Origin of the sequence: Streptococcus sp. CL9.43 (assembly GCF_049737935.1) — a bacterium.
Classification (GTDB): Bacteria; Bacillota; Bacilli; order Lactobacillales; family Streptococcaceae; genus Streptococcus; species Streptococcus infantis_I.
Genome location: NZ_JBKOTS010000001.1, coordinates 543784 through 564892, shown reverse-complemented (window position 1 = coordinate 564892; position 21109 = coordinate 543784). Strand labels below are relative to the sequence as shown.

At 39.8% G+C, this 21109-nt stretch carries 21 protein-coding genes; 14 read left to right on the top strand and 7 right to left on the bottom strand.

Annotated elements, in window-relative coordinates:
- Window positions 1–76 precede the first annotated feature (76 nt).
- Window positions 77–1141, top strand: a complete 1065-nt coding sequence (gene pepA, locus ACLNCS_RS02750; protein WP_004251727.1) for a glutamyl aminopeptidase — start codon at window positions 77–79, stop codon at window positions 1139–1141.
- Between the two features lie 24 nt (window positions 1142–1165).
- Window positions 1166–1462 carry a bacteriocin immunity protein gene (locus ACLNCS_RS02745; RefSeq protein WP_424847111.1) on the top strand — a complete coding sequence of 99 codons (297 nt, stop codon included), beginning with the start codon at window positions 1166–1168 and terminating at the stop codon, window positions 1460–1462.
- A gap of 29 nt (window positions 1463–1491) precedes the next feature.
- Here the strand turns inward: ACLNCS_RS02745 and ACLNCS_RS02740 are convergent, their stop codons facing one another.
- Window positions 1492–3123 (bottom strand): Na/Pi cotransporter family protein, encoded by a 1632-nt coding sequence (locus ACLNCS_RS02740; protein WP_004251733.1) that lies wholly within the window; start codon window positions 3121–3123, stop codon window positions 1492–1494.
- A 352-nt stretch (window positions 3124–3475) separates the two neighbouring features.
- On the opposite strand from ACLNCS_RS02740, the gene ACLNCS_RS02735 reads away from it, so the two are divergent.
- The 6 genes from ACLNCS_RS02735 (at window position 3476) to ACLNCS_RS02710 (ending at window position 9758) form a co-directional block, all read left to right on the top strand.
- Window positions 3476–4675 carry a phosphoglycerate kinase gene (locus ACLNCS_RS02735; RefSeq protein WP_225750738.1) on the top strand — a complete coding sequence of 400 codons (1200 nt, stop codon included), beginning with the start codon at window positions 3476–3478 and terminating at the stop codon, window positions 4673–4675.
- 141 nt (window positions 4676–4816) lie between these two features.
- Window positions 4817–5764 (top strand): dihydropteroate synthase, encoded by a 948-nt coding sequence (folP, locus tag ACLNCS_RS02730; RefSeq protein ID WP_424847108.1) that lies wholly within the window; start codon window positions 4817–4819, stop codon window positions 5762–5764.
- 1 nt (window position 5765) lies between these two features.
- On the top strand, window positions 5766–7064 hold the full coding sequence (locus tag ACLNCS_RS02725) for a bifunctional folylpolyglutamate synthase/dihydrofolate synthase (protein WP_424847106.1): 1299 nt from the start codon (window positions 5766–5768) through the stop codon (window positions 7062–7064).
- 3 nt (window positions 7065–7067) lie between these two features.
- Window positions 7068–7622: a GTP cyclohydrolase I FolE gene (folE, locus tag ACLNCS_RS02720; RefSeq protein ID WP_414275045.1), complete on the top strand. Its 555-nt coding sequence runs from the start codon at window positions 7068–7070 to the stop codon at window positions 7620–7622.
- Window positions 7623–7660: 38 nt separating this feature from the next.
- On the top strand, window positions 7661–8482 hold the full coding sequence (folB, locus tag ACLNCS_RS02715) for a dihydroneopterin aldolase (protein WP_424847104.1): 822 nt from the start codon (window positions 7661–7663) through the stop codon (window positions 8480–8482).
- Complete coding sequence (locus tag ACLNCS_RS02710; RefSeq protein ID WP_424847102.1) at window positions 8475–9758, top strand: DUF308 domain-containing protein; 1284 nt, start codon at window positions 8475–8477, stop codon at window positions 9756–9758. The genes folB and ACLNCS_RS02710 overlap by 8 nt, the downstream gene beginning before the upstream one ends.
- A 33-nt stretch (window positions 9759–9791) precedes the next feature.
- Here ACLNCS_RS02710 and ACLNCS_RS02705 read toward each other — a convergent pair whose 3' ends face one another.
- Window positions 9792–10109: a DUF960 domain-containing protein gene (locus tag ACLNCS_RS02705; RefSeq protein WP_247921903.1), complete on the bottom strand. Its 318-nt coding sequence runs from the start codon at window positions 10107–10109 to the stop codon at window positions 9792–9794.
- Window positions 10110–10313: 204 nt separating this feature from the next.
- Between ACLNCS_RS02705 and ccpA the strand changes: the two genes are divergently transcribed.
- Window positions 10314–11321 (top strand): catabolite control protein A, encoded by a 1008-nt coding sequence (ccpA, locus tag ACLNCS_RS02700; protein WP_247921901.1) that lies wholly within the window; start codon window positions 10314–10316, stop codon window positions 11319–11321.
- A gap of 38 nt (window positions 11322–11359) precedes the next feature.
- Here the strand turns inward: ccpA and ACLNCS_RS02695 are convergent, their stop codons facing one another.
- Entirely contained in the window at window positions 11360–12322 is a 963-nt protein-coding gene (locus ACLNCS_RS02695; protein WP_424847099.1) for an asparaginase, read from the bottom strand.
- A gap of 65 nt (window positions 12323–12387) precedes the next feature.
- On the opposite strand from ACLNCS_RS02695, the gene ACLNCS_RS02690 reads away from it, so the two are divergent.
- Window positions 12388–13782: a Cof-type HAD-IIB family hydrolase gene (locus ACLNCS_RS02690; RefSeq protein WP_049494131.1), complete on the top strand. Its 1395-nt coding sequence runs from the start codon at window positions 12388–12390 to the stop codon at window positions 13780–13782.
- A gap of 75 nt (window positions 13783–13857) precedes the next feature.
- Here ACLNCS_RS02690 and ACLNCS_RS02685 read toward each other — a convergent pair whose 3' ends face one another.
- From ACLNCS_RS02685 to ACLNCS_RS02670, 4 genes are all read right to left on the bottom strand, one after another.
- Entirely contained in the window at window positions 13858–14451 is a 594-nt protein-coding gene (locus tag ACLNCS_RS02685; protein WP_024054513.1) for an Asp23/Gls24 family envelope stress response protein, read from the bottom strand.
- Window positions 14452–14464: 13 nt separating this feature from the next.
- Window positions 14465–14635: a DUF2273 domain-containing protein gene (locus ACLNCS_RS02680; RefSeq protein ID WP_006144923.1), complete on the bottom strand. Its 171-nt coding sequence runs from the start codon at window positions 14633–14635 to the stop codon at window positions 14465–14467.
- 12 nt (window positions 14636–14647) lie between these two features.
- Window positions 14648–15211, bottom strand: a complete 564-nt coding sequence (gene amaP / locus ACLNCS_RS02675; protein ID WP_049494133.1) for an alkaline shock response membrane anchor protein AmaP — start codon at window positions 15209–15211, stop codon at window positions 14648–14650.
- Window positions 15212–15687: 476 nt separating this feature from the next.
- On the bottom strand, window positions 15688–16140 hold the full coding sequence (locus ACLNCS_RS02670) for a universal stress protein (protein WP_006155803.1): 453 nt from the start codon (window positions 16138–16140) through the stop codon (window positions 15688–15690).
- Window positions 16141–16284: 144 nt separating this feature from the next.
- Here ACLNCS_RS02670 and ACLNCS_RS02665 point away from each other — a divergent pair, with 144 nt between their 5' ends.
- The 4 genes from ACLNCS_RS02665 (at window position 16285) to ACLNCS_RS02650 (ending at window position 20902) form a co-directional block, all read left to right on the top strand.
- Entirely contained in the window at window positions 16285–17124 is an 840-nt protein-coding gene (locus ACLNCS_RS02665) for a metallophosphoesterase family protein (RefSeq protein WP_424847095.1), read from the top strand.
- Between the two features lie 70 nt (window positions 17125–17194).
- Complete coding sequence (locus tag ACLNCS_RS02660) at window positions 17195–17632, top strand: Rrf2 family transcriptional regulator (protein WP_424847093.1); 438 nt, start codon at window positions 17195–17197, stop codon at window positions 17630–17632.
- A gap of 196 nt (window positions 17633–17828) precedes the next feature.
- Window positions 17829–20048 (top strand): single-stranded-DNA-specific exonuclease RecJ, encoded by a 2220-nt coding sequence (gene recJ / locus ACLNCS_RS02655; RefSeq protein ID WP_424847091.1) that lies wholly within the window; start codon window positions 17829–17831, stop codon window positions 20046–20048.
- A gap of 191 nt (window positions 20049–20239) precedes the next feature.
- Window positions 20240–20902 carry a COG3942 and LysM peptidoglycan-binding domain-containing protein gene (locus ACLNCS_RS02650; RefSeq protein ID WP_424847089.1) on the top strand — a complete coding sequence of 221 codons (663 nt, stop codon included), beginning with the start codon at window positions 20240–20242 and terminating at the stop codon, window positions 20900–20902.
- Window positions 20903–21109: the final 207 nt, after the last annotated feature.

Sequence of the window (21109 nt, the reverse complement as noted above, 5' to 3'; positions counted from 1 at the left end):
ATCTATAGATTGATGATTTTCACTACACTTCTCCTATAAAAAGTGGTAAAATGGTTGAAAGAAAGAAGGGATAGAAATGACAACATTATTTTCTAAAATCAAAGAAGTAACAGAACTTTCTGCTATCTCAGGTCATGAAGCACCTGTACGCGCTTATCTTCGTGAGAAGATAACTCCTCACGTGGATGAAGTAGTGACTGATGGCCTAGGTGGTATTTTTGGTATCAAACACTCAGAAGCAGTCGATGCACCTCGTGTTTTGGTAGCATCTCACATGGATGAAGTTGGTTTTATGGTGAGTGAAATCAAACCAGATGGAACCTTCCGAGTAGTTGAAATCGGTGGTTGGAACCCGATGGTTGTCAGCAGCCAACGATTTAAACTCTTTACGCGCCAAGGACGTGAAATTCCAGTCATCTCAGGTTCAGTACCTCCACATTTGACTCGTGGGACAGGCGGGCCAACCATGCCAGCTATTTCAGATATCGTCTTTGATGGTGGTTTTGCGGATAAGGCTGAGGCCGAAAGTTTTGGTATCCGCCCTGGAGACACAATCGTTCCAGATAGTAGCGCAATCCTAACAGCTAACGAAAAAAATATCATCTCCAAAGCTTGGGATAACCGCTACGGAGTTCTCATGGTGAGTGAATTGGCAGAAAACTTGTCAGGCCAAAAACTAGGCAATGAACTTTATCTTGGGGCTAATGTCCAAGAAGAAGTTGGACTTCGTGGTGCTCATACCTCAACAACCAAATTTGATCCAGAAGTATTTTTGGCAGTTGACTGTTCACCTGCTGGTGATGTTTATGGTGGTCAGGGTAAAATTGGTGATGGAACCTTGATTCGTTTCTACGATCCAGGTCACTTGCTCCTCCCAGGCATGAAAGATTTTCTTTTGACAACTGCCGAAGAAGCTGGTATCAAATACCAATACTATTGTGGAAAAGGTGGAACTGACGCAGGTGCAGCTCATCTGAAAAATGGTGGTGTCCCATCAACAACAATCGGTGTTTGTGCCCGTTATATCCACTCTCACCAAACCCTTTATGCTATGGACGATTTCCTTGAAGCTCAAGCTTTCTTACAAGCCTTGGTTAAAAAATTGGATCGTTCTACAGTAGATTTAATCAAAAATTATTAAACATAAAAGATGGAGGTGATAGGTATGGAAGAACCAAACCTAGAAACCTTGATACGGGATCTTTACAATCATGCCCGTCAAAACCTGAGTGAAGATCTAGTGAATGCACTGCTAGAGACTGCTAAGAAATTACCCAGTACCAATGAGCGATTGCTAGCAGTCCGACTTTCAGGGCTAGTCACACTTGAACTACTCAAGAATCCTAGAACACCTTCACCTGAGTTAGTCAATCTGGCCCGCTTTATCAAAAAGGAAGAAGCTAGGTACAAGGGCGCAGCCGCATCTTCCATTATGATTGGAGAGCTATTTAAAATGCTTTGATTCGAAAGAATCAAAGCATTTTTTTCGTTTTAAATTTGTTCTGCCAAAACCTTTTCAGCAAGGTTCATAGCGTGGTCTGATACACGAGTGTAATGTGAAATAATATCGATAAAGTTGACACCTGCTTGGGTAGAACACTCTCCGTTATTTAGACGTTTGATGTGAGTCTTACGAAGGACACGTTCCATGTTGTTGATGTCTTCGTGTCGCTCGATAAGAGCTTGAGCTTTCTCGAGGTCGTTGTTTTCCACACTCTCAAGAGCATCTTTGACGAAATCACTAGTTTTAAGATAAATCTCTGCTAGTTCTTCTAAGGCAGCCTCAGAGAATTGAACATTCTTGCGTTGCAAATAATCGTTAAGATTGAGCAGGGCTTCTGCGTGGTCTCCGATACGTTCCAAGTCTCGTGAAGAGTCAAGGATATTTGTTAAGACTTCACTCTCTTTTTGGCTCAAAGCTTCACCAGATAAACTAATGAGGTAACGAGTCAATTTTTCATCAATGGTATTGATAGCTTCTTCAGTCTTATGTCCCTTTTCTGCAACTTTTTCATTAGAATTGATGATATAGTCGTAAGAGAGGTCAAAGGCTTTCGCAGCATAATTACCCAAGTGTAGAAGTTCTTTTTTAGCATTTCCAAGAGCGATAGATGGAGCTTGTTTGATCAGTTGCTCATCAAGGTAAAGTGGCTCGTATTTGACAACTTCGTCTTCTCCAGGGATAAGTTTGGTTACCAAGAAGGCAAGAGCTCCGATGAATGGAAACTGAATGATTGTATTGGTAATGTTGAAGGTTCCGTGGGCGAAGGCAATGGTCATTTCTGGAGCTAGATTTAAGAAGCTCTCAAACCATTGGATTAAGCCTGTAAATGGAACGAGGAAGATAATACAGATAACAGTCCCGATAACGTTAAAGGCCACATGGGCTGCCGCCACACGTTTGGCAGCAATATTAGCACCCAAGGAAGCGATAATAGCAGTGATGGTTGTTCCAATGTTATCTCCAAAGAGAACTGGTAGGGCACCCTGAAGGTCAATCAGATTGCTAGCGTATAGATTCTGTAGAATCCCGATGGTCGCTGAGGAGGCTTGAATCAGAAGGGTTAAACCTGTTCCGACAAGAACACCCAAGATTGGATTTTTACTAAGTTCTACCATGTAGTCTTTAAAGACTTGTAAATCCTTAAGGGGTTCCATGGCGCCACTCATAAGATTGAGGGCAAAGAAGATACCACCGACACCAAAGACAATCCGTCCGATGTTATTGATGGTTCTATTTTTTGTGAAGAAGAGACAGACTGCTCCGAGAAAGAGCATAGGTAATGCGTAGTCTCCCAATTTAAAACCAATGATAAAGGATGTGACAGTTGTTCCAATATTGGCTCCCATAACAATCCCAATGGCCTGACGTAAGGTCAATAGTCCAGCGCTAACCAGACCAACTGTAATAACCGTAACACCTGAACTCGATTGAATCAGGGCAGTCATCCCAATTCCAACTAAAATTCCAAAGAAAGGATTGCTAGTATATTTGTCAATGTAATATCGAAGACGATCTCCAGCTGCTTGTTGCAAACCGTCCCCCATGGTTTTGATACTATATAAGAATAGTCCCAGGCCACCTAAAAAGTGAAATGCAATTTCCTGCCAATTAATGGACATTTTATTTTCCCTCCGAAAACTAATCGCGGAATTTCTCCCATTCTATTTTAAAGGATTCTAAGCAATCTAACAAGTAGTAAATAGTAAATTTTAATAAAAATGTAATGAATCTTTTATTAAAAAGTATCATTTAGTTGGGATATCATTATTCCAACTAGTAAGCATTTAATGATTTTTTGGATGAAAATTTAAAATTAGTGAGAGTTCCGATTATCTAATAATCACTAGTTTTATACTCTTATTTTTAAAGTAACAGACTAATCGAGAAAGAGAAAAGTTTAAGGTTTTGCTATCTCTTTTATTGATTTTGTGATATAATTAACACGTAAAAAAAAAGAAGGAGTCATATCTAATGGCAAAATTGACTGTTAAAGACGTTGACTTGAAAGGGAAAAAAGTTCTCGTTCGTGTTGACTTCAACGTACCTGTAAAAGATGGCGTGATCACTAACGATAACCGTATCACTGCTGCTCTTCCAACAATCAAGTACATCCTTGAACAAGGTGGACGTGCAATCCTCTTCTCTCACCTTGGACGTGTGAAAGAAGAAGCAGACAAAGAAGGTAAATCACTTGCTCCTGTAGCTGCTGACTTGGCTGCTAAATTGGGTCAAGAAGTTACTTTCCTTCCAGGTGTTACTCGTGGTGCTGAATTGGAAGCAGCGATTAACGCTCTTGAAGATGGACAAGTTCTCTTGGTTGAAAACACTCGTTACGAAGATGTTGACGGCAAGAAAGAATCTAAAAATGATCCTGAACTTGGTAAATACTGGGCATCACTTGGAGATGGTATCTTTGTAAACGATGCCTTCGGTACAGCTCACCGTGCACATGCATCTAACGTTGGTATCTCTGCAAACGTTGATAAAGCCGTTGCTGGATTCCTTCTTGAAAACGAAATTGCTTACATCAAAGAAGCAGTTGAAGCTCCAGAACGTCCATTCGTAGCTATCCTTGGTGGTTCAAAAGTATCTGACAAGATCGGTGTTATCGAAAACTTGCTTGAAAAAGCTGATAAAGTTCTTATTGGTGGTGGGATGACTTACACATTCTACAAAGCTCAAGGTATCGAAATCGGTAACTCACTTGTAGAAGAAGACAAATTGGATGTGGCGAAAGCTCTTCTTGAAAAATCAAACGGCAAATTGATTTTGCCAGTTGACTCAAAAGAAGCAAACGCATTTGCTGACTACACTGAAGTGAAAGACACTGAAGGTGAAGCAGTAGATCCAGGATTCCTTGGTCTTGATATCGGTCCTAAATCAATCGCTAAATTCGACCAAGAATTGACTGGTGCGAAAACAGTTGTATGGAATGGTCCTATGGGTGTATTTGAAAACCCTGACTTCCAAGCTGGTACAATCGGTGTGATGGATGCTATCGTGAAACAACCAGGCGTTAAATCAATCATTGGTGGTGGTGACTCAGCTGCTGCTGCGATCAACCTTGGTCGTGCAGACAAATTCTCATGGATCTCTACTGGTGGTGGAGCTTCAATGGAACTCCTCGAAGGTAAAGAACTTCCAGGTCTTGCAGCTTTGACTGAAAAATAAGAACATAGAAAAAGGAGGACTTAAGTTCTCCTTTTTTTGCGCTCTTTTAAAGTTTGGGAGTACCGATGGATAATTGGACAGAATCCAAAAAAAATAGTAAAATAGAGGAATACAAATCTAAATGAAATTTGAGTGATAATCGTGGAAAAAAGAGGGAATCTTACTAAAACATCTATTTGTGGTATTATCAATGTCACCCCAGATTCTTTTTCTGATGGAGGCCAATTCTTTGCTATTGAAGAAGCCTTAAAACAGGCTCGAAAATTGATAGCTGAAGGTGCTACTATCTTAGATATCGGCGGTGAATCTACTCGGCCTGGAAGTAGTAGCTATGTTGAGATAGAAGAGGAAATCCAACGTGTCGTCCCAGTCATTGAGGCTATCCGTCAAGAAAGTGATGTTTTGATTTCGGTAGACACTTGGAAAAGTCAAGTTGCAGAAGCAGCTCTAAAGGCTGGGGCCCATATAGTCAATGACATTACAGGTCTTATGGGGGATGAGAAGATGGCGGAAGTTGTTGCCAAAGCTGGAGCTCAGGTAGTCATCATGTTTAATCCAGTAATGGCACGCCCTCAGCATCCTAGTTCACTTATCTTCCCTCATTTTGGCTTTGGAGAGCCTTTTACAAAGGAAGACTTAGATGAGTTTGAAAAACTACCAGTAGAAGAATTGATGACAGCTTTCTTTGACCGTGCTCTAGTAAGAGCGGAAAAAGCAGGAATTTCGAAAGAAAAGATCATGCTAGATTCTGGGATTGGCTTTGGCTTGACCAAAAAGGAAAATCTCATACTTCTACGTGACCTTGATAAATTACACGAGATGGGCTATCCTATCTTTTTAGGAGTCTCTCGCAAGCGCTTTGTCATCAATATTCTGGAAGAAAATGGTTTTGAAGTAAACCCGGAAACTGAAGAAGGTTTCCGCAATCGTGATACGGCTTCAGCTCATGTGACTAGTATCGCTGCTAGACAGGGTGTAGAAGTGGTGCGTGTACACGATGTAGCCAGCCACAAGATGGCAGTTGAAATCGCATCAGCCATCCGTCTGGCAGATGATGCGGAAAATTTAAATTTGAAACAGTATAAATAAGATGAATAAAAACGAAACGAATCAGTGGATAGCTAACTATCGGACAGACCAACCGCATTTTGGTTTGGAGAGGATGGTGAAGCTATTAGCCCTACGTGGCAATCCCCATCTGAAACTCAAGGTTATCCATGTCGGAGGAACCAATGGTAAGGGGTCTACTATAGCCTTTTTGAAGAATATGTTGGAAAAGATGGGGCTAAGAGTTGGAGTCTTTAGCTCACCCTATCTGATTCATTATACCGATCAGATTGCCATTAATGAGGAATCTATCCCAGAAGCAAGATTAGAGACCTTGATGGTAGACTATCGCTCACTACTTAAGGGGGAGCATGCTCATGATTTGCAGGGGACGACAGAGTTTGAAATTATTACTGCTATAGCCTATGACTATTTTGCTTCTGAGCAAGTCGATGTGGCCATTATGGAAGTCGGTATGGGTGGACTTTTGGATAGTACCAATGTTTGTCAGCCTATCTTAACAGGTATTACGACCATTGGCCTGGATCACGTAGCTTTACTAGGGGATAGCTTGGAAGCCATCGCAGAGCAGAAAGCTGGAATTATCAAACAAGGAGTTCCCCTGGTAACAGGAAATATTGTCCCAGAAGCCTTAGCAGTTATCAACCAAATCGCGAAAGCGAAAGAGGCTCCTAGGCTTGTTTATGGGGAAGATTATCAAGTCAGTCATCAAGGGAGTGTGGGGACGGGAGAAGTCTTTGACTATACAAGCCCGCTTAGACAAGGTTGCTTTCAGACAGGATTGCTGGGTTTGCACCAGGTAGAGAATGCTGGGATGGCACTAGCTTTACTAGATAGGTACTGCCAGGAGAGTGGACGAGAATTACCAGAAAATGACTTGTTGGCTCAAGCCTTAGAAGAAACAAGTTGGCCAGGACGCTTTGAAGTTGTTTCTAGAAGACCTTTGATGATTTTAGATGGGGCTCACAATCCCCATGCTGTCAAGGCTTTGTTAGCTACCTTGGAAGAACGATTTGCCGACTACCATAAGGAAATCCTCTTTACTTGTATCAAAACCAAGGCCTTGGAGGATATGTTAGACTTGTTAGGAACTTTGCCAGATACTGAGCTGACATTGACTCACTTTGATGATGGTCGAGCGACCGACGAAGAGGTGCTAAAAGAAGAAGCCCGTTCTAGAAATCTCAACTATCAAAGTTGGAAGGAATTTCTAGATCAAAAAATGACAGAAAATGAAGAGAAAAAAACAGTTAGGATAGTTACGGGCTCCTTGTATTTCTTGAGCCAGGTGAGAGCCTATCTGATGGAGAGGAAAAACTAGAGAATGGATACACAAAAAATTGAGACGGCTGTAAAAATGATTATCGAAGCGGTCGGTGAAGATGTTGACCGCGAAGGATTACAGGAGACTCCTGCTCGTGTAGCTCGCATGTACCAGGAGATTTTTTCAGGACTTGGTCAAACTGCGGAGGAGCATTTGTCAAAATCCTTTGAAATTATCGACGATAATATGGTAGTGGAAAAGGATATCTTTTTCCATACTATGTGTGAACATCACTTCTTGCCCTTTTATGGGAAAGCTCATATCGCCTACATTCCAGATGGACGCGTGGCAGGTTTGTCAAAGCTGGCACGTACAGTTGAAGTTTATGCTAAAAAGCCACAGATTCAAGAACGCTTGAATATCGAAGTGGCAGATGCTTTGATGGAATATCTAGGTGCCAAAGGTGCTTTCGTTGTTATTGAAGCAGAGCATATGTGTATGAGCATGCGTGGTGTTCGAAAACCAGGAACTGCAACCTTGACAACAGTAGCTCGTGGAGTATTTGAGACAGACAAAGATCTTCGAGATCAAGCATACCGTCTCATGGGGTTATAAAAATCGATTCAAACAATTTTTTCTAGAAAGGACTAGTTATGGATCAATTGCGCATTAAGGACTTGGAAATTTTTGCCTATCATGGTCTTTTCCCGAGTGAGAAGGAACTGGGCCAAAAATTTATCATTGATGCAAGCTTATCCTATGATATGACCAAGGCTGCTACGGACCTAGATTTAGAAGCTTCTGTCCATTATGGCGAGCTCTGTCAGCAATGGACGACTTGGTTTCAGGAAACCACTGAAGACTTGATTGAAACAGTTGCCTACAAACTAGTAGAGCGCACTTTTGAAACCTATCCAATAGTTCAAGAAATTAAACTGGAACTCAAAAAACCATGGGCGCCTATTCATCTACCACTAGACACCTGTTCAGTAGCCATCCATCGCCGCAAACAAAGAGCCTTTATTGCTCAAGGTAGCAATATGGGGGATAAGACGGCTAATCTCGAACTAGCTCTTGACAAGATGTGTACTCGAGGGATTCGTATTCTCAAACAGTCTAGCGTAATTACGACTGAGCCTTGGGGCGGGGTAGAGCAAGATAATTTTGCTAATCAGGTCATTGAAGTAGAAACCTGGTTGCCAGCTCCAATTTTATTAGAAAACTTATTAGCTATTGAGTCTGAAATGGGACGGGTCAGAGAAGTGCATTGGGGACCTCGTTTGATTGATTTGGACTTGCTTTTTATGGAGGATCAGGTCATTTATAACGATAATCTCATCTTGCCGCATCCTTATGTTGCTGAGCGACTCTTTGTCTTAGAGTCGCTGCAGGAAATTGCACCTCATTTCATCCATCCAGTCCTAGGACAACCGATTCGTCACTTATATAGTCAATTGGAGAAAGAAAATGCCTAAGTTTTCCGAAACTTATAGTAAATGGAGAAGTCTAGGGGAGGGAGCGCTAGCTATTATCCTTGGTCTTCTCCTGATTTGTTTTGGGCAGTTGGTACCGAGGTTAGGTTACCAGTTATTAATGGGTTATTTTTCTTTGTCTGCCGTTTGGCATTTATTGACACGATGGTTTCAAGAAAAGTCCCGGAGAGAAAATATTTTTGTAACTCTAGCCAAGCTCTCGATTGCAGTTATCCTATTTGACTCTGTTATCTTGCAGGGGATTGCCCTCTATGTCTTAGTCGTTGCTATTGGAAGTTATCAATTATTTACAGGTTTAATTAGCCTGATTACCTGGTTGCTATACCGAAAAAATCATATTCATCCAAGGATTAATTACTTATTTGATGCTTTGTGGATGATGGGATTTGGTCTCTATAGTATCTCCCCTTTTCATGATGCAACAAATTTTGAGTTGATCCTGCTAGGTTTTTACTTAATTATGTTGGGGGCAAGCAACCTCAGAGATGGACTCTTTTTTGAAAAAGGGAGAAGTAATCCCAAGCTGAAGCGCAGAATTAGAATGACACTGCCTATATTTGTGACGGCTTTGATTCCCATTAGTACCTTACGAAGATGGAATGAAACCTTAGCTACCCATCAGACGGAAGAAAACCAAGTTCATTTGGAGAGAAAAAATGAAAAATCAGTTGATTTGGAAATTTTTATCCATGCTTCAGAATCATCCTTCTTCTTGGCAATGGGTCATGTAGATATCTGCTATCAAGGTCAGGTTATTTCCTACGGCTCTTATGACCCTCACTCAGAGCGCTTACTTGGGACAATCGGCGACGGGGTTTTATTTAAGGCCAATCGTGAAAAATATATTGAACTTTGTAAGAGAGAAAGCCAGAAAACCCTATTCGCCTATGGTTTAAGCCTGTCTGAACAACAGAAAAAGGCCATCGAAGAACGATTGAGAGAGATAGAAAGCCTCTTGATACCTTGGGAGCCAAGTTCACAACTGTTGAAAAGAAGGGAAGGAGAAGTCAAACATACCTACTCTTATCAGCTGAAACACGAGGTTGATGCAACCCTCTATAAGTTCACATCATCTAAATTTAAAACCTACTTTGTTCTCAGTACCAATTGTGTTTTACTGGCAGACTCTATCGTGGGAAAAGCTGGGACTGATATATTGAGTCCCCAAGGTTTCATTGTGCCAGGGACTTACCAGGATTACCTTGACTTAGAGTATACAAAACCCAATGGTCTGGTTGTTAGTCGCTCCATTTATTAGAAAAAGAAAACTCTAGTCAGGAGACTAGAGTTTTTAAAATAGGTCATTTTCTTCAGGGAGAAGGATCGTTTCCTTGCCGTCCATATCCATGACAAGTACTTTTGGTGGATATAATGGATCAAAGGGGTGACTAAAATCGAAGTCAATCGTTGTAGGTAGATGTTGACTTGAAAAACGGAAGGTGATGGAGCCGTCATGGTTTAAGAGCTGAAATTCCAACTCATCTTCTAATTCAAAAACATGCTTTAAAAAATGATCGATAATGTACCAGATTGAGTCAATCACATCGTCTGGAAGATTTGTTACCACACCAAAGCTGGCACAACGTCTATGTGAATCCGTAAAAGCCATCCATGCCTCCTACTTAATTTTTTATTATCATACTGCAAACTGGCCTAAAAATCAAGAAAAGTAAACTAATTTACAAAAATATGATTATATGTGAAATTTTTTCAAAGAAAGTCTAATTAGTCCTTGAAAATGCTTACAATTAGTGGTAAACTAGTAGTGGTGTAAACATGAAAACAAAATTTTCAACATTAGAAAGGAAACGGTATGAACACAGATGATACAGTAACAATTTATGACGTTGCCCGAGAAGCAGGAGTTTCAATGGCAACTGTCAGTCGTGTAGTCAATGGCAACAAGAATGTCAAAGAAAACACTCGTAAGAAAGTTCTAGAGGTGATTGATCGCCTAGACTATCGCCCAAATGCAGTAGCTCGTGGCTTGGCAAGCAAACGAACAACAACTGTTGGGGTTGTCATCCCAGATATCACTAACACGTATTTTGCTGCGCTAGCAAAAGGGATTGATGATATTGCAGAGATGTACAAGTATAACATCGTCCTTGCGAATAGTGATGAGGACGATGAAAAAGAAGTGGCAGTAGTGAATACACTCTTTTCAAAACAAGTTGATGGTATTATCTTTATGGGCTATCACTTAACAGAGAAAATTCGCTCAGAGTTTTCACGTTCACGTACCCCTGTAGTTCTTGCAGGAACAGTGGATGTAGAACACCAGCTTCCAAGTGTTAATATTGATTATAAGAATGCTACTGCGGATGCTGTTCGCCATTTGTTGAAGCGTAACAAAAAAATTGCCTTTGTGAGTGGCCCGTTGGTAGATGATATTAACGGTAAAATTCGCTTGGTTGGCTACAAAGAAGCTTTGAAAGCAGCAGGAGTCAACTATAGTGAAGGACTTGTATTTGAATCTAAATATCGCTATGATGATGGTTATGCTCTGGCAGAGCGCTTAGTTTCTTCAAAAGCAACTGCAGCGATTGTGACTGGTGATGAATTGGCAGCTGGTCTCTTGAACGGCTTGGCTGATCATGGAGTTTCAGTACCAGAAGACTTTGAAATCATTACGAGTGATGATTCTCAAATCGCTCGCTTTACTCGACCAAGCCTTACAACTATCGCACAACCCTTGTATGATTTAGGTGCGATTAGTATGCGTATGTTAACTAAAATTATGCATAAAGAGGAATTAGAAGAACGTGAAGTCCTCCTACCTCATGGTTTGACAGAGCGCAAATCAACCCGAAAAGACTAAAAAAATCCTAGGAAGTCAGATGATTTCCTAGGATTTTTTTATCCTTCCATATAAGCTTGGAGCTCATCGCCCTTAAGTCCAGCATTGATTGCAATAAGAAGCTTCAGTCGTGCTTTTTGAGCGTTTAGTTCTTTTACAAAATATACACCATCATTCTGAAGACAAACACCACCGCCTTCGTAGGCGTAAACAGGTTCTGCAATTCCATTGAAACAACGTGAGACTAGTGCAATAGGAAGTCCTGCTTGACTGAGAGATTTTAATTTTTCAGCTGTTTCCTTTGGTACATTTCCAGCACCAAAAGCCTGAATAATCAATCCATCTAGTTGGTCAACAGGAAGTAAATCGAGAAGTTCATCGGTCATGCCCGCATAAACAGGGATAATAGGGACCAACCCTTGAATGCTCTCAAGGTTAAAACGAACACGAGGTTCTGCCGTTTTGAAGTAGAGAATTTCCTGCTTCATAATGAGTCCGAGTGGTCCATGAGTTGGTGTTTGAAAGGTACTAACGTTAGTAGTATGCGTTTTTGTGACATATTTGGCGGCGTGAATTTCATCGTTCATAACGACCAACACACCCTTATCTGCAGCCTTATCATCACTCGCAACGCGTAAGGCGCTAAGATAGTTGTAGACACCATCACTTCCCAGTTCATTGGAACTTCTCATAGCACCTGTCAGGACGATAGGCATATGAGGTACCTCCATGGTGTCGAGGAAATAAGCCGTTTCTTCTAGTGTATCTGTCCCATGTGTAATGACAATACCGTCATAGGCCGATGCCTCTTGTTTAATTTTTTGGTAGAGGGCCAACATATGCTTAGGTTTGATATGGGGACTAGGTAAATTTAAAAAATCCAAGGAATGGACTTCGATACCTTCGAGAGGATTAGAGATATGATTCATAGGGTTATCAGCACTAGTTCTTACAGCTCCAAATTCATCTGCCTGCATGGAGATCGTGCCACCAGTATGTAAAACAAGGATTTTCTTAGTCATGATTCACTCACTTTTTCTGAAATGTGGTATAATCATTGTATCATAAAAGAAAGGAATGAGATAGAATGGAAGTCAAAGCTGTGTTTTTTGATATTGATGGAACGCTTGTAAATGACAGTAAGAGTGTTTTGAAGTCCACAAAGGAAGCTATCAAGATTGTGAAAGAACAAGGGGTGCTTGTTGGTGTAGCAACAGGGCGAGGACCTTTTTTTGTTAAGGATTTGATGGATGATTTGGATCTGGATTTTGCAGTGACCTACAATGGCCAATATATCTTTAACAAAGATCGTGTTCTTTTTGCTAGCCCTATTGATAAGAGAAGCCTCAGACAAATCATCTCTTATGCTAAGAAAAATAGAAAAGAGATTGCCATGGGAACGCGACAAGACGTTGTCGGTTCTCGGATTATGTCCTTTGGACTCAGCCCTCTTTCACAGCTAGTTAGTCGATTTGTACCTAAATTTTTGACTCGTACTGTTAGTCATTCCTTTAATCGTATGGTCAGTAAGGCCCTTCCTCAGAAGGAAGATGATTTGTTGGACTTAATCAATCAACCGATCTATCAGGTGCTTATGTTGATGACGCCTGAGGAGACTAACCATGCTGCTGAAGAATTAAACAATCTGAAGTTCACCAGAAGTAATCCATTCGCGGCCGATATTATCAATCAAGGGAATTCCAAGTTAGAGGGGATTCGTCGTGTCGGAAAAGAGTATGGTTTTGAACTCAATCAAGTCATGGCCTTTGGGGACTCGGATAATGACTTGGAAATGTTGGCTGGTGTTGGTATGTCTGTTGCCATGGGAAATGGTAGTAGCAGTGTAAAAGAAGTTGCTAAGCATATTACTGCCAGTAACCAAGATGATGGGATTCACAAGGCTTTGGAATATTTTGGAGTCTTGGCTTCTGAAAAAGTCTTTGTCAGTCGTGACTATCATTTCAACAAGGTTAAGACCTTCCATCGTATGATGGATGAGCGAACTCAAGAAGAACCTATAGCTTGGGATTTAGAAGGGGCGACCCACCGTGCTGGCTTTAAGATTGAAGAGTTAGTTGAATTTGTCCGTGCTGCCAGCAATTCTGAAGAGGAATTCCAACAAGCTGTGCAGGATTTACACCAAGCACTTGATATAGCTGCCGAAAAAGTATCTCAGTCAACACCAGCTGAGAAAACCCTCGTTGGTCAAGTGGATGCTTTGATTGACACACTCTACTTTACTTATGGAAGTTTCGTTTTAATGGGGGTAGACCCAGAGAGAATTTTTGAGATTGTCCATCAAGCAAACATGGGTAAAATCTTCCCAGATGGTAAGGCTCATTTTGATCCAGTAACCCACAAAATCTTGAAACCAGATAACTGGAAAGAAAAGTACGCTCCAGAGCCTGCAATCAAAAAGGAAATAGAGCGCCAAATCAAGGCTTATGAACGTCATAAGGAAAGAGAAAATAGAATGAGTTAGAAGCTCCAAGATGAAAAATTAAAATACCTATTGGATTTATTCAATAGGTATTTTTGTTCATATTAGATTTTAGAGCTAGTTTACACGACTTTTTTCTTTAGATGTTACATCTTTTACAGCTTCGACACCTTCACTTGCTTTTTCTTTAGCAGTTGATACACCACTACTGAAACCAGTTTTAACTTTTTCAAATTGTTCGGATGCAAATTCACCTGTTGACTCTGCTGCGTCAGTTACTCTATCTTGAAGACTCACTGAGTCTGCTTCAAATTGTTCTTTTGTTTTGATATCAACAACGTTCACGTTTACTTCAACAACTTCAAGATTTGTCATTTGTGAAACTTCAGAAGTGACAACTTCTTTAATTTTGTTGTATAGTTCAGGAACGTTAATTTTGTATTCTACAACAACATTCAAATCGACAGCAACTTGTGTCTTACCGACTTCAACATTAACTCCGCGAGTAACATTATCTGTGTTAATAATTTTTTCAGTTAAATTAGAGAAAAATCCTCCATCAACGTCCAAAAGACCAGGTACTTTTTCTAATGCTAGACCAATAATTTTTTGGATAACCTTATTTTCATAAGTAAGGCTTCCTTTTACTTCATGAGTAGTAGCAGTAGATTCATTTTTTTCTGTAGAAACGTTTTTTTCCAAGTTTGACATATGCGACTCCTTATTATTTATTTATATAGTTTTTTTGGATATATAATCCAATTACAATTCCTAAAGCTCCGAAAATCAAAACAAATAGTGTTTTGAAGAAACCAAAGGAAATAATTAAACAAGCTAGAATAATACCTATTAAGCCTGATAAAATTGGATACTGATACTTTTTAAGTAATTCCATCTTTTCACTTCCTTAATCTACACGACTTGTAGTTTTTTTGTGTTGAGTTGGAGGTTGATAGTTTTTAACCAAAACTTCAAGTTTTACCTCACGGTCAAGACCAAAAAACTGCCTTAATCCTTGAGTTATTTCATTTTGAATTGACTGGCACTTAGTAGAGACGTTGTCTGATGTAATTATTCTACCTTCCACGTAAACAAAACATTTATTTCTTCTGACATTTACACGGATAGTTGGATTTTTAATCAACTCATAATCATCAACAACACATCTAACGAACCCTTCAATAGCTGAATTTTTTAGTTTAAGCTTATCATCTTTAGTACCTAATTGAATATCCAGATATTGCTTAGGATAAAATAGTATAACTAGGATTGATGATAAAACTAATACTGATAGGATTAATGTCCCCCAAAAGATGTATTTAGAAATGAATGCAGCAAAACTCCATTCTCTCCAGCTAAACAATTGAATGCCTAGGTCACTTGCTTGTTGGTAATCAACCAAGATGGGGAGAAAGACTGTCAAGATAAGAATACAGAAAATAAGTAAAAGTATTTTCTTTGTTTTTGACATATACAATCCTTTCGAATTAAGCTCATAGATTATTGTAATAGTTTAGGCAGGTGTACAACAATCTATCATCTTCAAGATAGAAGAATACGGAATTAGTGACTTTGAAAAGTGCTACTATGATAGATGAGGTTAGCTAATTTAGTTAACGAAGGGCTCATCTCCCCGAGGGATTGTTAATAGAGAACTAGGAAAATGGAGTAAGTAGTTTCAAAACAAAATGTATGATACCCTTAGACGTAAAAATGCCAAGTTGTCTATAACAAGTGGCAAAACAATGGGTCTCCTTTTCTAAACTGTGATTACATTCTCAGTTGTTTTTAGTATAGCATTTTTTGAAAGCGCCGTCAATTTTGAACATCCTCTCCTTTACTTTACAGATTAGTTTAGGATTTTTTGACGAATATAGTCCTCGCTGTATAAAAGGCTATCACTAATAAAAAGCGAGGCCGGGATTTTCCCGACCTCTTTTGTTCTCATTATAAAGTTTTATCCTTGTCTCGAACAACGAGAAGGTCAACACTTGTATGGCGTAGGATATATTCTGATGAAGATCCGACAAGCAAACGTTCGAAGGCGTTAAGCCCAGTTGCTCCAACCAAAATCAAATCAACGTGTTCTTGATCAGGGATTGTTTTAGCCAAAAGAGTTTTAGGATTTCCCATTTCGATGACAACTTGAATATCTTTAAGACCAGCGTCTCTTGCACGCTTTTCATATTCTGCCATCAACTCTTGTGCCTCGACTTGTAACTCTTCGTAAACTTCTGCATCGAATGTTGAAATGCTTTGAAGAGCACGAGTATCGATTACATGCGCAATGGTTAATTTAGCCTGGTTACGTAATGCTGACTGAACTCCTTTGATAAAAGCCAAATCAGCTTCTTTAGAACCGTCGACTGCTACCATGATGTTTTCGTAACGTTGTGTCATATCAAAAACCTCCTCATTTCTTATCACCTTCATTGTAATCCTTTTCACTAAAAAAGTAAAGTAAAAAATGATAGCAAACAAGATGCTTTTGACTTTAGTTTTGAGAGTGCTATAATTAAAGGAGAGAAGGCAAGAGGGGATTATATGACAAAAATTGCGGTACTTTCAGATATCCATGGAAATACAAGAGCACTGGAAGCTGTTTTAGCAGATGCTGAGAAGGCAGGAGTAGAAGAATATTGGCTCTTGGGCGATATTCTCATGCCAGGAACAGGACGAAAAAATATTCTCAGACGATTAGAGGACTTGCCAATAACGGTTCGAGTTTTGGGGAATTGGGAAGAGAGTTTGTGGCGGGCTGCTCATCGAAAATTAGATACAAGTAGACCTAGCCATCGCTACCTCTTGCGCCAATGCCAGTATATTATGGAAGAAATTAGTCTAGATGATATTGAAGCTCTACAGGCATTTCCCATGCACACACACCGCCAGTTTGGAAATCTGAAGGTAGGGATAAGCCATCATTTGCCGGATAAAAATTGGGGAAGAGAACTGATCCATCTTGGCAAGCAGGAGGATTTTGACCGTTTGGTAACCAATCCTGACTGTGATATTGCAATCTATGGACACATTCATCAGCAGTTTCTTCGCTATGGAAGTGGTGGGCAACTTATTTTAAATCCAGGTTCGATTGGGCAACCATTCTTTTTATCTGCAAATCTACGTGAGGATTTGCGAGCCCAATATATGATTTTGGAATTTGATAACAAAGGTTTGAAGGATATAGATTTTCGTCGCGTTGATTACGATGTTGAGTCAGAATTACAATTGGCTAGAGATTTGAAATTGCCCTATTATGAGGTATACTATGAAAGCTTAGTCAATGGAATTCACCATACCCATAATCAGGACTTGTTGCACGAAATTGCTCAAAGTCAGGGACACGACGTAGAATTGGATGACTGGCTTAGTCGTAACTCTTGACATTACAACTCTAGGAGATATAATAAATATAAGAGAAGAATGAGCTTTGTTGATAATAAAGGAGGACTGCATGCAAATTTCAAGCCGATTTACCATTGCGACACATACGTTGGTAGTCATTGCCCTGAAAGGGAAGGAAAGCAAGGTGACTAGCGATTTTCTAGCTAGTAGTGTTGGAGTCAATCCTGTTATTATCCGAAAAACTTTGTCCCAACTGAAAAAAGCAGACTTGATTTCAGTCGCGCGTGGAACTGGTGGAGCGGAGATTATCAAAGACTTAGAGGACATCAGTCTTTTAGATGTTTACCAAGCAGTTGAGTGTTTAGGGAAGAAAGGACAACTCTTTAGTTTCCATGATAATCCTAATCCTGACTGTCCAGTAGGAGCCAATATCCATGGTGTTTTAGATGAGAAATTACAAAAGATTCAGCTAGCTATGGAGCAGGAGCTGAGCAAAACCAGTCTTGCTCAAGTAGTGGCAGATGCAGAAGCGAGAATAAAAGAATAAATTTTAAAATAAGGTACACCTGAATTGCTAAGCTGAAAAGCTTGGTTGTTTAGGTGCTTTTTTCGTAATTAAATATGCTGGGTGTTAGCTGAAGTGGCCTGAAAATTTAGCAAGGAATGTGGTTAGATTAGCAAGAGAAAAACTAAAAATCATGTTATAATAAAACGAAAGAATCGTAAGAAAGAGTGGATGAATTTTGATTATTCCGACTTATAATTGGCAATTTGCACCTCAAGTTGAGGATGCAGATTTTACAAAAATCGCCAAGAAAGCTGGGCTAGGGCCTGAAGCTGCTCGTTTATTATTTAGCCGTGGTATTAAGGATGAAGATAGTCTGACACGTTTTTTAGCACCAAGTCTAGATGATTTACATGATCCCTATCTTCTCCACGATATGGATAAGGCAGTGAATCGCATTCGTCGTGCTATAGAGCAGGGGGAATTTATTCTCGTTTATGGAGACTACGATGCAGATGGGATGACATCAGCTTCTATCCTTAAAGAAACATTAGAACAATTAGGAGCCGAGTGTTTAGTCTATCTTCCTAATCGTTTTACAGATGGTTATGGTCCTAATGCCAGTGTCTACAAGTACTTCATTGAGCAACAAGGGATATCTTTGATTGTAACCGTAGATAATGGAGTTGCAGGGCATGAAGCCATTGACTTGGCCCAGTCTATGGGAGTGGACGTCATTGTGACCGACCACCATTCTATGCCAGAGGTTTTGCCAGATGCCTATGCGATTGTCCATCCTGAACACCAAGAAGCAGATTATCCTTTTAAACATTTGGCAGGTTGTGGAGTTGCTTTTAAACTAGCTTGCGCCCTCTTGGAAGAGGTGCAGGTTGAATTACTAGACTTGGTTGCCATTGGGACCATTGCCGATATGGTCAGTTTGACAGATGAAAATCGCATCATGGTTCAATATGGTTTAGAAGTTTTACGCAATACCCAAAGAATTGGTCTCCAAGAGTTATTTGAAATAGCAGGGATTTCTAGCGGTGATGTTACAGAAGAGACGGTTGGTTTTCAACTAGCTCCTCGTTTGAATGCGCTAGGACGCTTGGATGATCCTAATCCTGCTATTGACTTACTAACTGGCTTTGATGATGAAGAGGTGCGTGAGATTGCCCTCATGATTCAAGTTAAAAACGAAGAACGCAAGGAAATTGTTCAGGCTATCTATGAAGAAGCTAAAAGTTTGGTAGACTCTAACAAAAGTGTTCAAGTTTTAGCCAAAGAAGGTTGGAACCCGGGAGTTCTTGGGATTGTAGCTGGTCGCTTGTTGGAAGAATTAGGGCAGACAGTTATTGTTCTGAATATTGAAGATGGCCGTGCCAAGGGGAGTGCTCGAAGTATTGAAGCAGTCGATATCTTTGAAGCCTTGGATCCGCATCGGGAACTTTTTATCGCCTTTGGTGGGCATGCAGGCGCTGCAGGTATGACACTTGAAGCGGAACAGCTAGACGCCTTATCGGAAATTTTAGAAACCTATGTAAAAGACAAAGGGATAGATGCCAAGGGCAAGAATACATTATATCTAGATGAAGAATTAGATTTGGAAAGCCTAAGTTTAGAGACGGTTAAAAGCTTTGAACGATTAGCCCCTTTTGGAATGGATAACCAAAAACCTGTTTTTTATATTCGAGATTTTCAAGTTGAAAATGCTCGTTCTATGGGAGCGGGAGATAGTCATCTAAAATTAAAGATTGCCAAAGGGACCGCGAGCTTTGAGGTAGTAGCTTTTGGTCAAGGATCAAAGACTACAGAGTTTTCTCAGGTAAAACAACTGGAATTGGCAGTTACCCTTTCTGTTAACCAATGGAATGGGCAAACAACCCTCCAGTTGATGATGGTAGATGCCCGTGTGGACGGTGTTCAACTTTTTAACATCCGTAGTAAGAGTGTAGAGCTACCAGAGGGAGTGCCTGTCCTAGATTTTACCAGTGATTTACCAGAAATGCTTTCTAGCCCAGCAATCGTTGTAAAAAATATTCCCGAGGATCTCAGTCTTCTCAAACAAGTGTTGCAAGAACAGGATTTCTCTGCTATTTACTTTAAAAATGATATCTCTAAAGCATACTATTTGACAGGTTATGGTACAAGAGAGCAATTCGCTAAGCTTTATAAGACAATCTACCAGTTCCCAGAATTTGATATTCGTTATAAGCTCAAGGACTTATCAGCTTATTTGAAGATAGAACAGATCTTGCTAGTCAAAATGATTCAGATTTTTGAAGAACTTGGTTTTGTCACAATTGAGAATGGTGTAATGAGGGTTAATAAAGATGCGACTAAACGGGATATTGCTGAAAGTCAGATTTATCAAAATCTTAAGCAAACTGTTAAAGACCAAGAAATGATGGCACTAGGTACAGTACAGGAAATCTATGATTTCTTGATGAAAAAATAAATACAAGGAGGCTGAAGTAACCTATTTCAGTCTCTTTTTGTAAGTGATTTTTAACTTTATGTAGTAAAAGTATACAGATTTGTAACATGACTACAACATAAATCTAAAACAACTGACATGTAAATCAGGTATGATTCTCTTATCAACATAAAAATTAAAAATTATCAATAAAATTTTAGGAGAAAATTGTTATGAAAAAAACAGTTGCTAAACTGACTCTTGGTTTAACATCTACAGCTATTTTGGCTACAGTTGGTGCTCAGACTGTTAGCGCAGACTCTTACGTTGTTCAAGATGGTGATTCATTTTTTGGTATTGCTGCTGCAAGTGGTATGGATCCTTATGTGTTGGCGGCAAATAATGGAAAAAGCATTTTTGACACCATCCACCCAGGTGATGTGCTAGAAGTGAGTGGTCTAACTCAAGCTAGCTATTCATACAATGCTCCGGCTTATGAAGCAACAAGTACTGTGAATGGGGTAGCAGCTGATGATGTTGTCATAAATACTCCTACAAACTACGGGAACTCATACCCTATTGGTCAGTGTACATGGGGCGTAAAAGAATTGGCACCTTGGGCTAGCAACTGGTGGGGAAATGCTAATACTTGGGCGATTTATGCTAGTGCTCAAGGTTATCGTGTAGGAGATGTTCCAGTAGTAGGCGCAATCGCCGTTTGGGACGGTGGTGAATATGGACACGTTGCTTATGTGACAGATGTACAAAGTGAAAATTCTATCCAGGTATTGGAAGCAAACTATGATGGTAGTGGTACTCAACCAATCGGAAATTACCGTGGATGGTTTAATCCAACAGCTTCAAAAGGTACTGTAAGATACATTTATCCAAACTAAAAATAAAAAAAGATTTAGAATTTCTAAATCTTTTTTTATTTCTGAGTAACTTCCTTTATCAGTGGTGAATGAACTCTAGCTAAAATCCTATCTTCATTTTGAAAATTAGTAAAAAAATGGTATAATGAGAGGAAAAGATTCGGATAAAAGTAAATTGAACTTTTAAAAAAAGAGAGTTGTGAAAACTCTACAAACACGTTATAGTAA

Coding starts and splice junctions, on each gene's coding strand:
- ACLNCS_RS02710 (WP_424847102.1), top strand. CDS start 8,475: ATGCCTAAGTTTTCCGAAACTTATAGTAAATGGAGAAGTCTAGGGGAG.
- ACLNCS_RS02725 (WP_424847106.1), top strand. CDS start 5,766: ATGAATAAAAACGAAACGAATCAGTGGATAGCTAACTATCGGACAGAC.
- ccpA (WP_247921901.1), top strand. CDS start 10,314: ATGAACACAGATGATACAGTAACAATTTATGACGTTGCCCGAGAAGCA.
- ACLNCS_RS02670 (WP_006155803.1), bottom strand. CDS start 16,140: ATGACACAACGTTACGAAAACATCATGGTAGCAGTCGACGGTTCTAAA.
- pepA (WP_004251727.1), top strand. CDS start 77: ATGACAACATTATTTTCTAAAATCAAAGAAGTAACAGAACTTTCTGCT.
- ACLNCS_RS02740 (WP_004251733.1), bottom strand. CDS start 3,123: ATGTCCATTAATTGGCAGGAAATTGCATTTCACTTTTTAGGTGGCCTG.
- ACLNCS_RS02680 (WP_006144923.1), bottom strand. CDS start 14,635: ATGGAATTACTTAAAAAGTATCAGTATCCAATTTTATCAGGCTTAATA.
- ACLNCS_RS02745 (WP_424847111.1), top strand. CDS start 1,166: ATGGAAGAACCAAACCTAGAAACCTTGATACGGGATCTTTACAATCAT.
- ACLNCS_RS02665 (WP_424847095.1), top strand. CDS start 16,285: ATGACAAAAATTGCGGTACTTTCAGATATCCATGGAAATACAAGAGCA.
- ACLNCS_RS02695 (WP_424847099.1), bottom strand. CDS start 12,322: ATGACTAAGAAAATCCTTGTTTTACATACTGGTGGCACGATCTCCATG.
- ACLNCS_RS02690 (WP_049494131.1), top strand. CDS start 12,388: ATGGAAGTCAAAGCTGTGTTTTTTGATATTGATGGAACGCTTGTAAAT.
- ACLNCS_RS02735 (WP_225750738.1), top strand. CDS start 3,476: ATGGCAAAATTGACTGTTAAAGACGTTGACTTGAAAGGGAAAAAAGTT.
- folE (WP_414275045.1), top strand. CDS start 7,068: ATGGATACACAAAAAATTGAGACGGCTGTAAAAATGATTATCGAAGCG.
- ACLNCS_RS02705 (WP_247921903.1), bottom strand. CDS start 10,109: ATGGCTTTTACGGATTCACATAGACGTTGTGCCAGCTTTGGTGTGGTA.
- ACLNCS_RS02650 (WP_424847089.1), top strand. CDS start 20,240: ATGAAAAAAACAGTTGCTAAACTGACTCTTGGTTTAACATCTACAGCT.
- folB (WP_424847104.1), top strand. CDS start 7,661: ATGGATCAATTGCGCATTAAGGACTTGGAAATTTTTGCCTATCATGGT.
- ACLNCS_RS02685 (WP_024054513.1), bottom strand. CDS start 14,451: ATGTCAAACTTGGAAAAAAACGTTTCTACAGAAAAAAATGAATCTACT.
- ACLNCS_RS02660 (WP_424847093.1), top strand. CDS start 17,195: ATGCAAATTTCAAGCCGATTTACCATTGCGACACATACGTTGGTAGTC.
- amaP (WP_049494133.1), bottom strand. CDS start 15,211: ATGTCAAAAACAAAGAAAATACTTTTACTTATTTTCTGTATTCTTATC.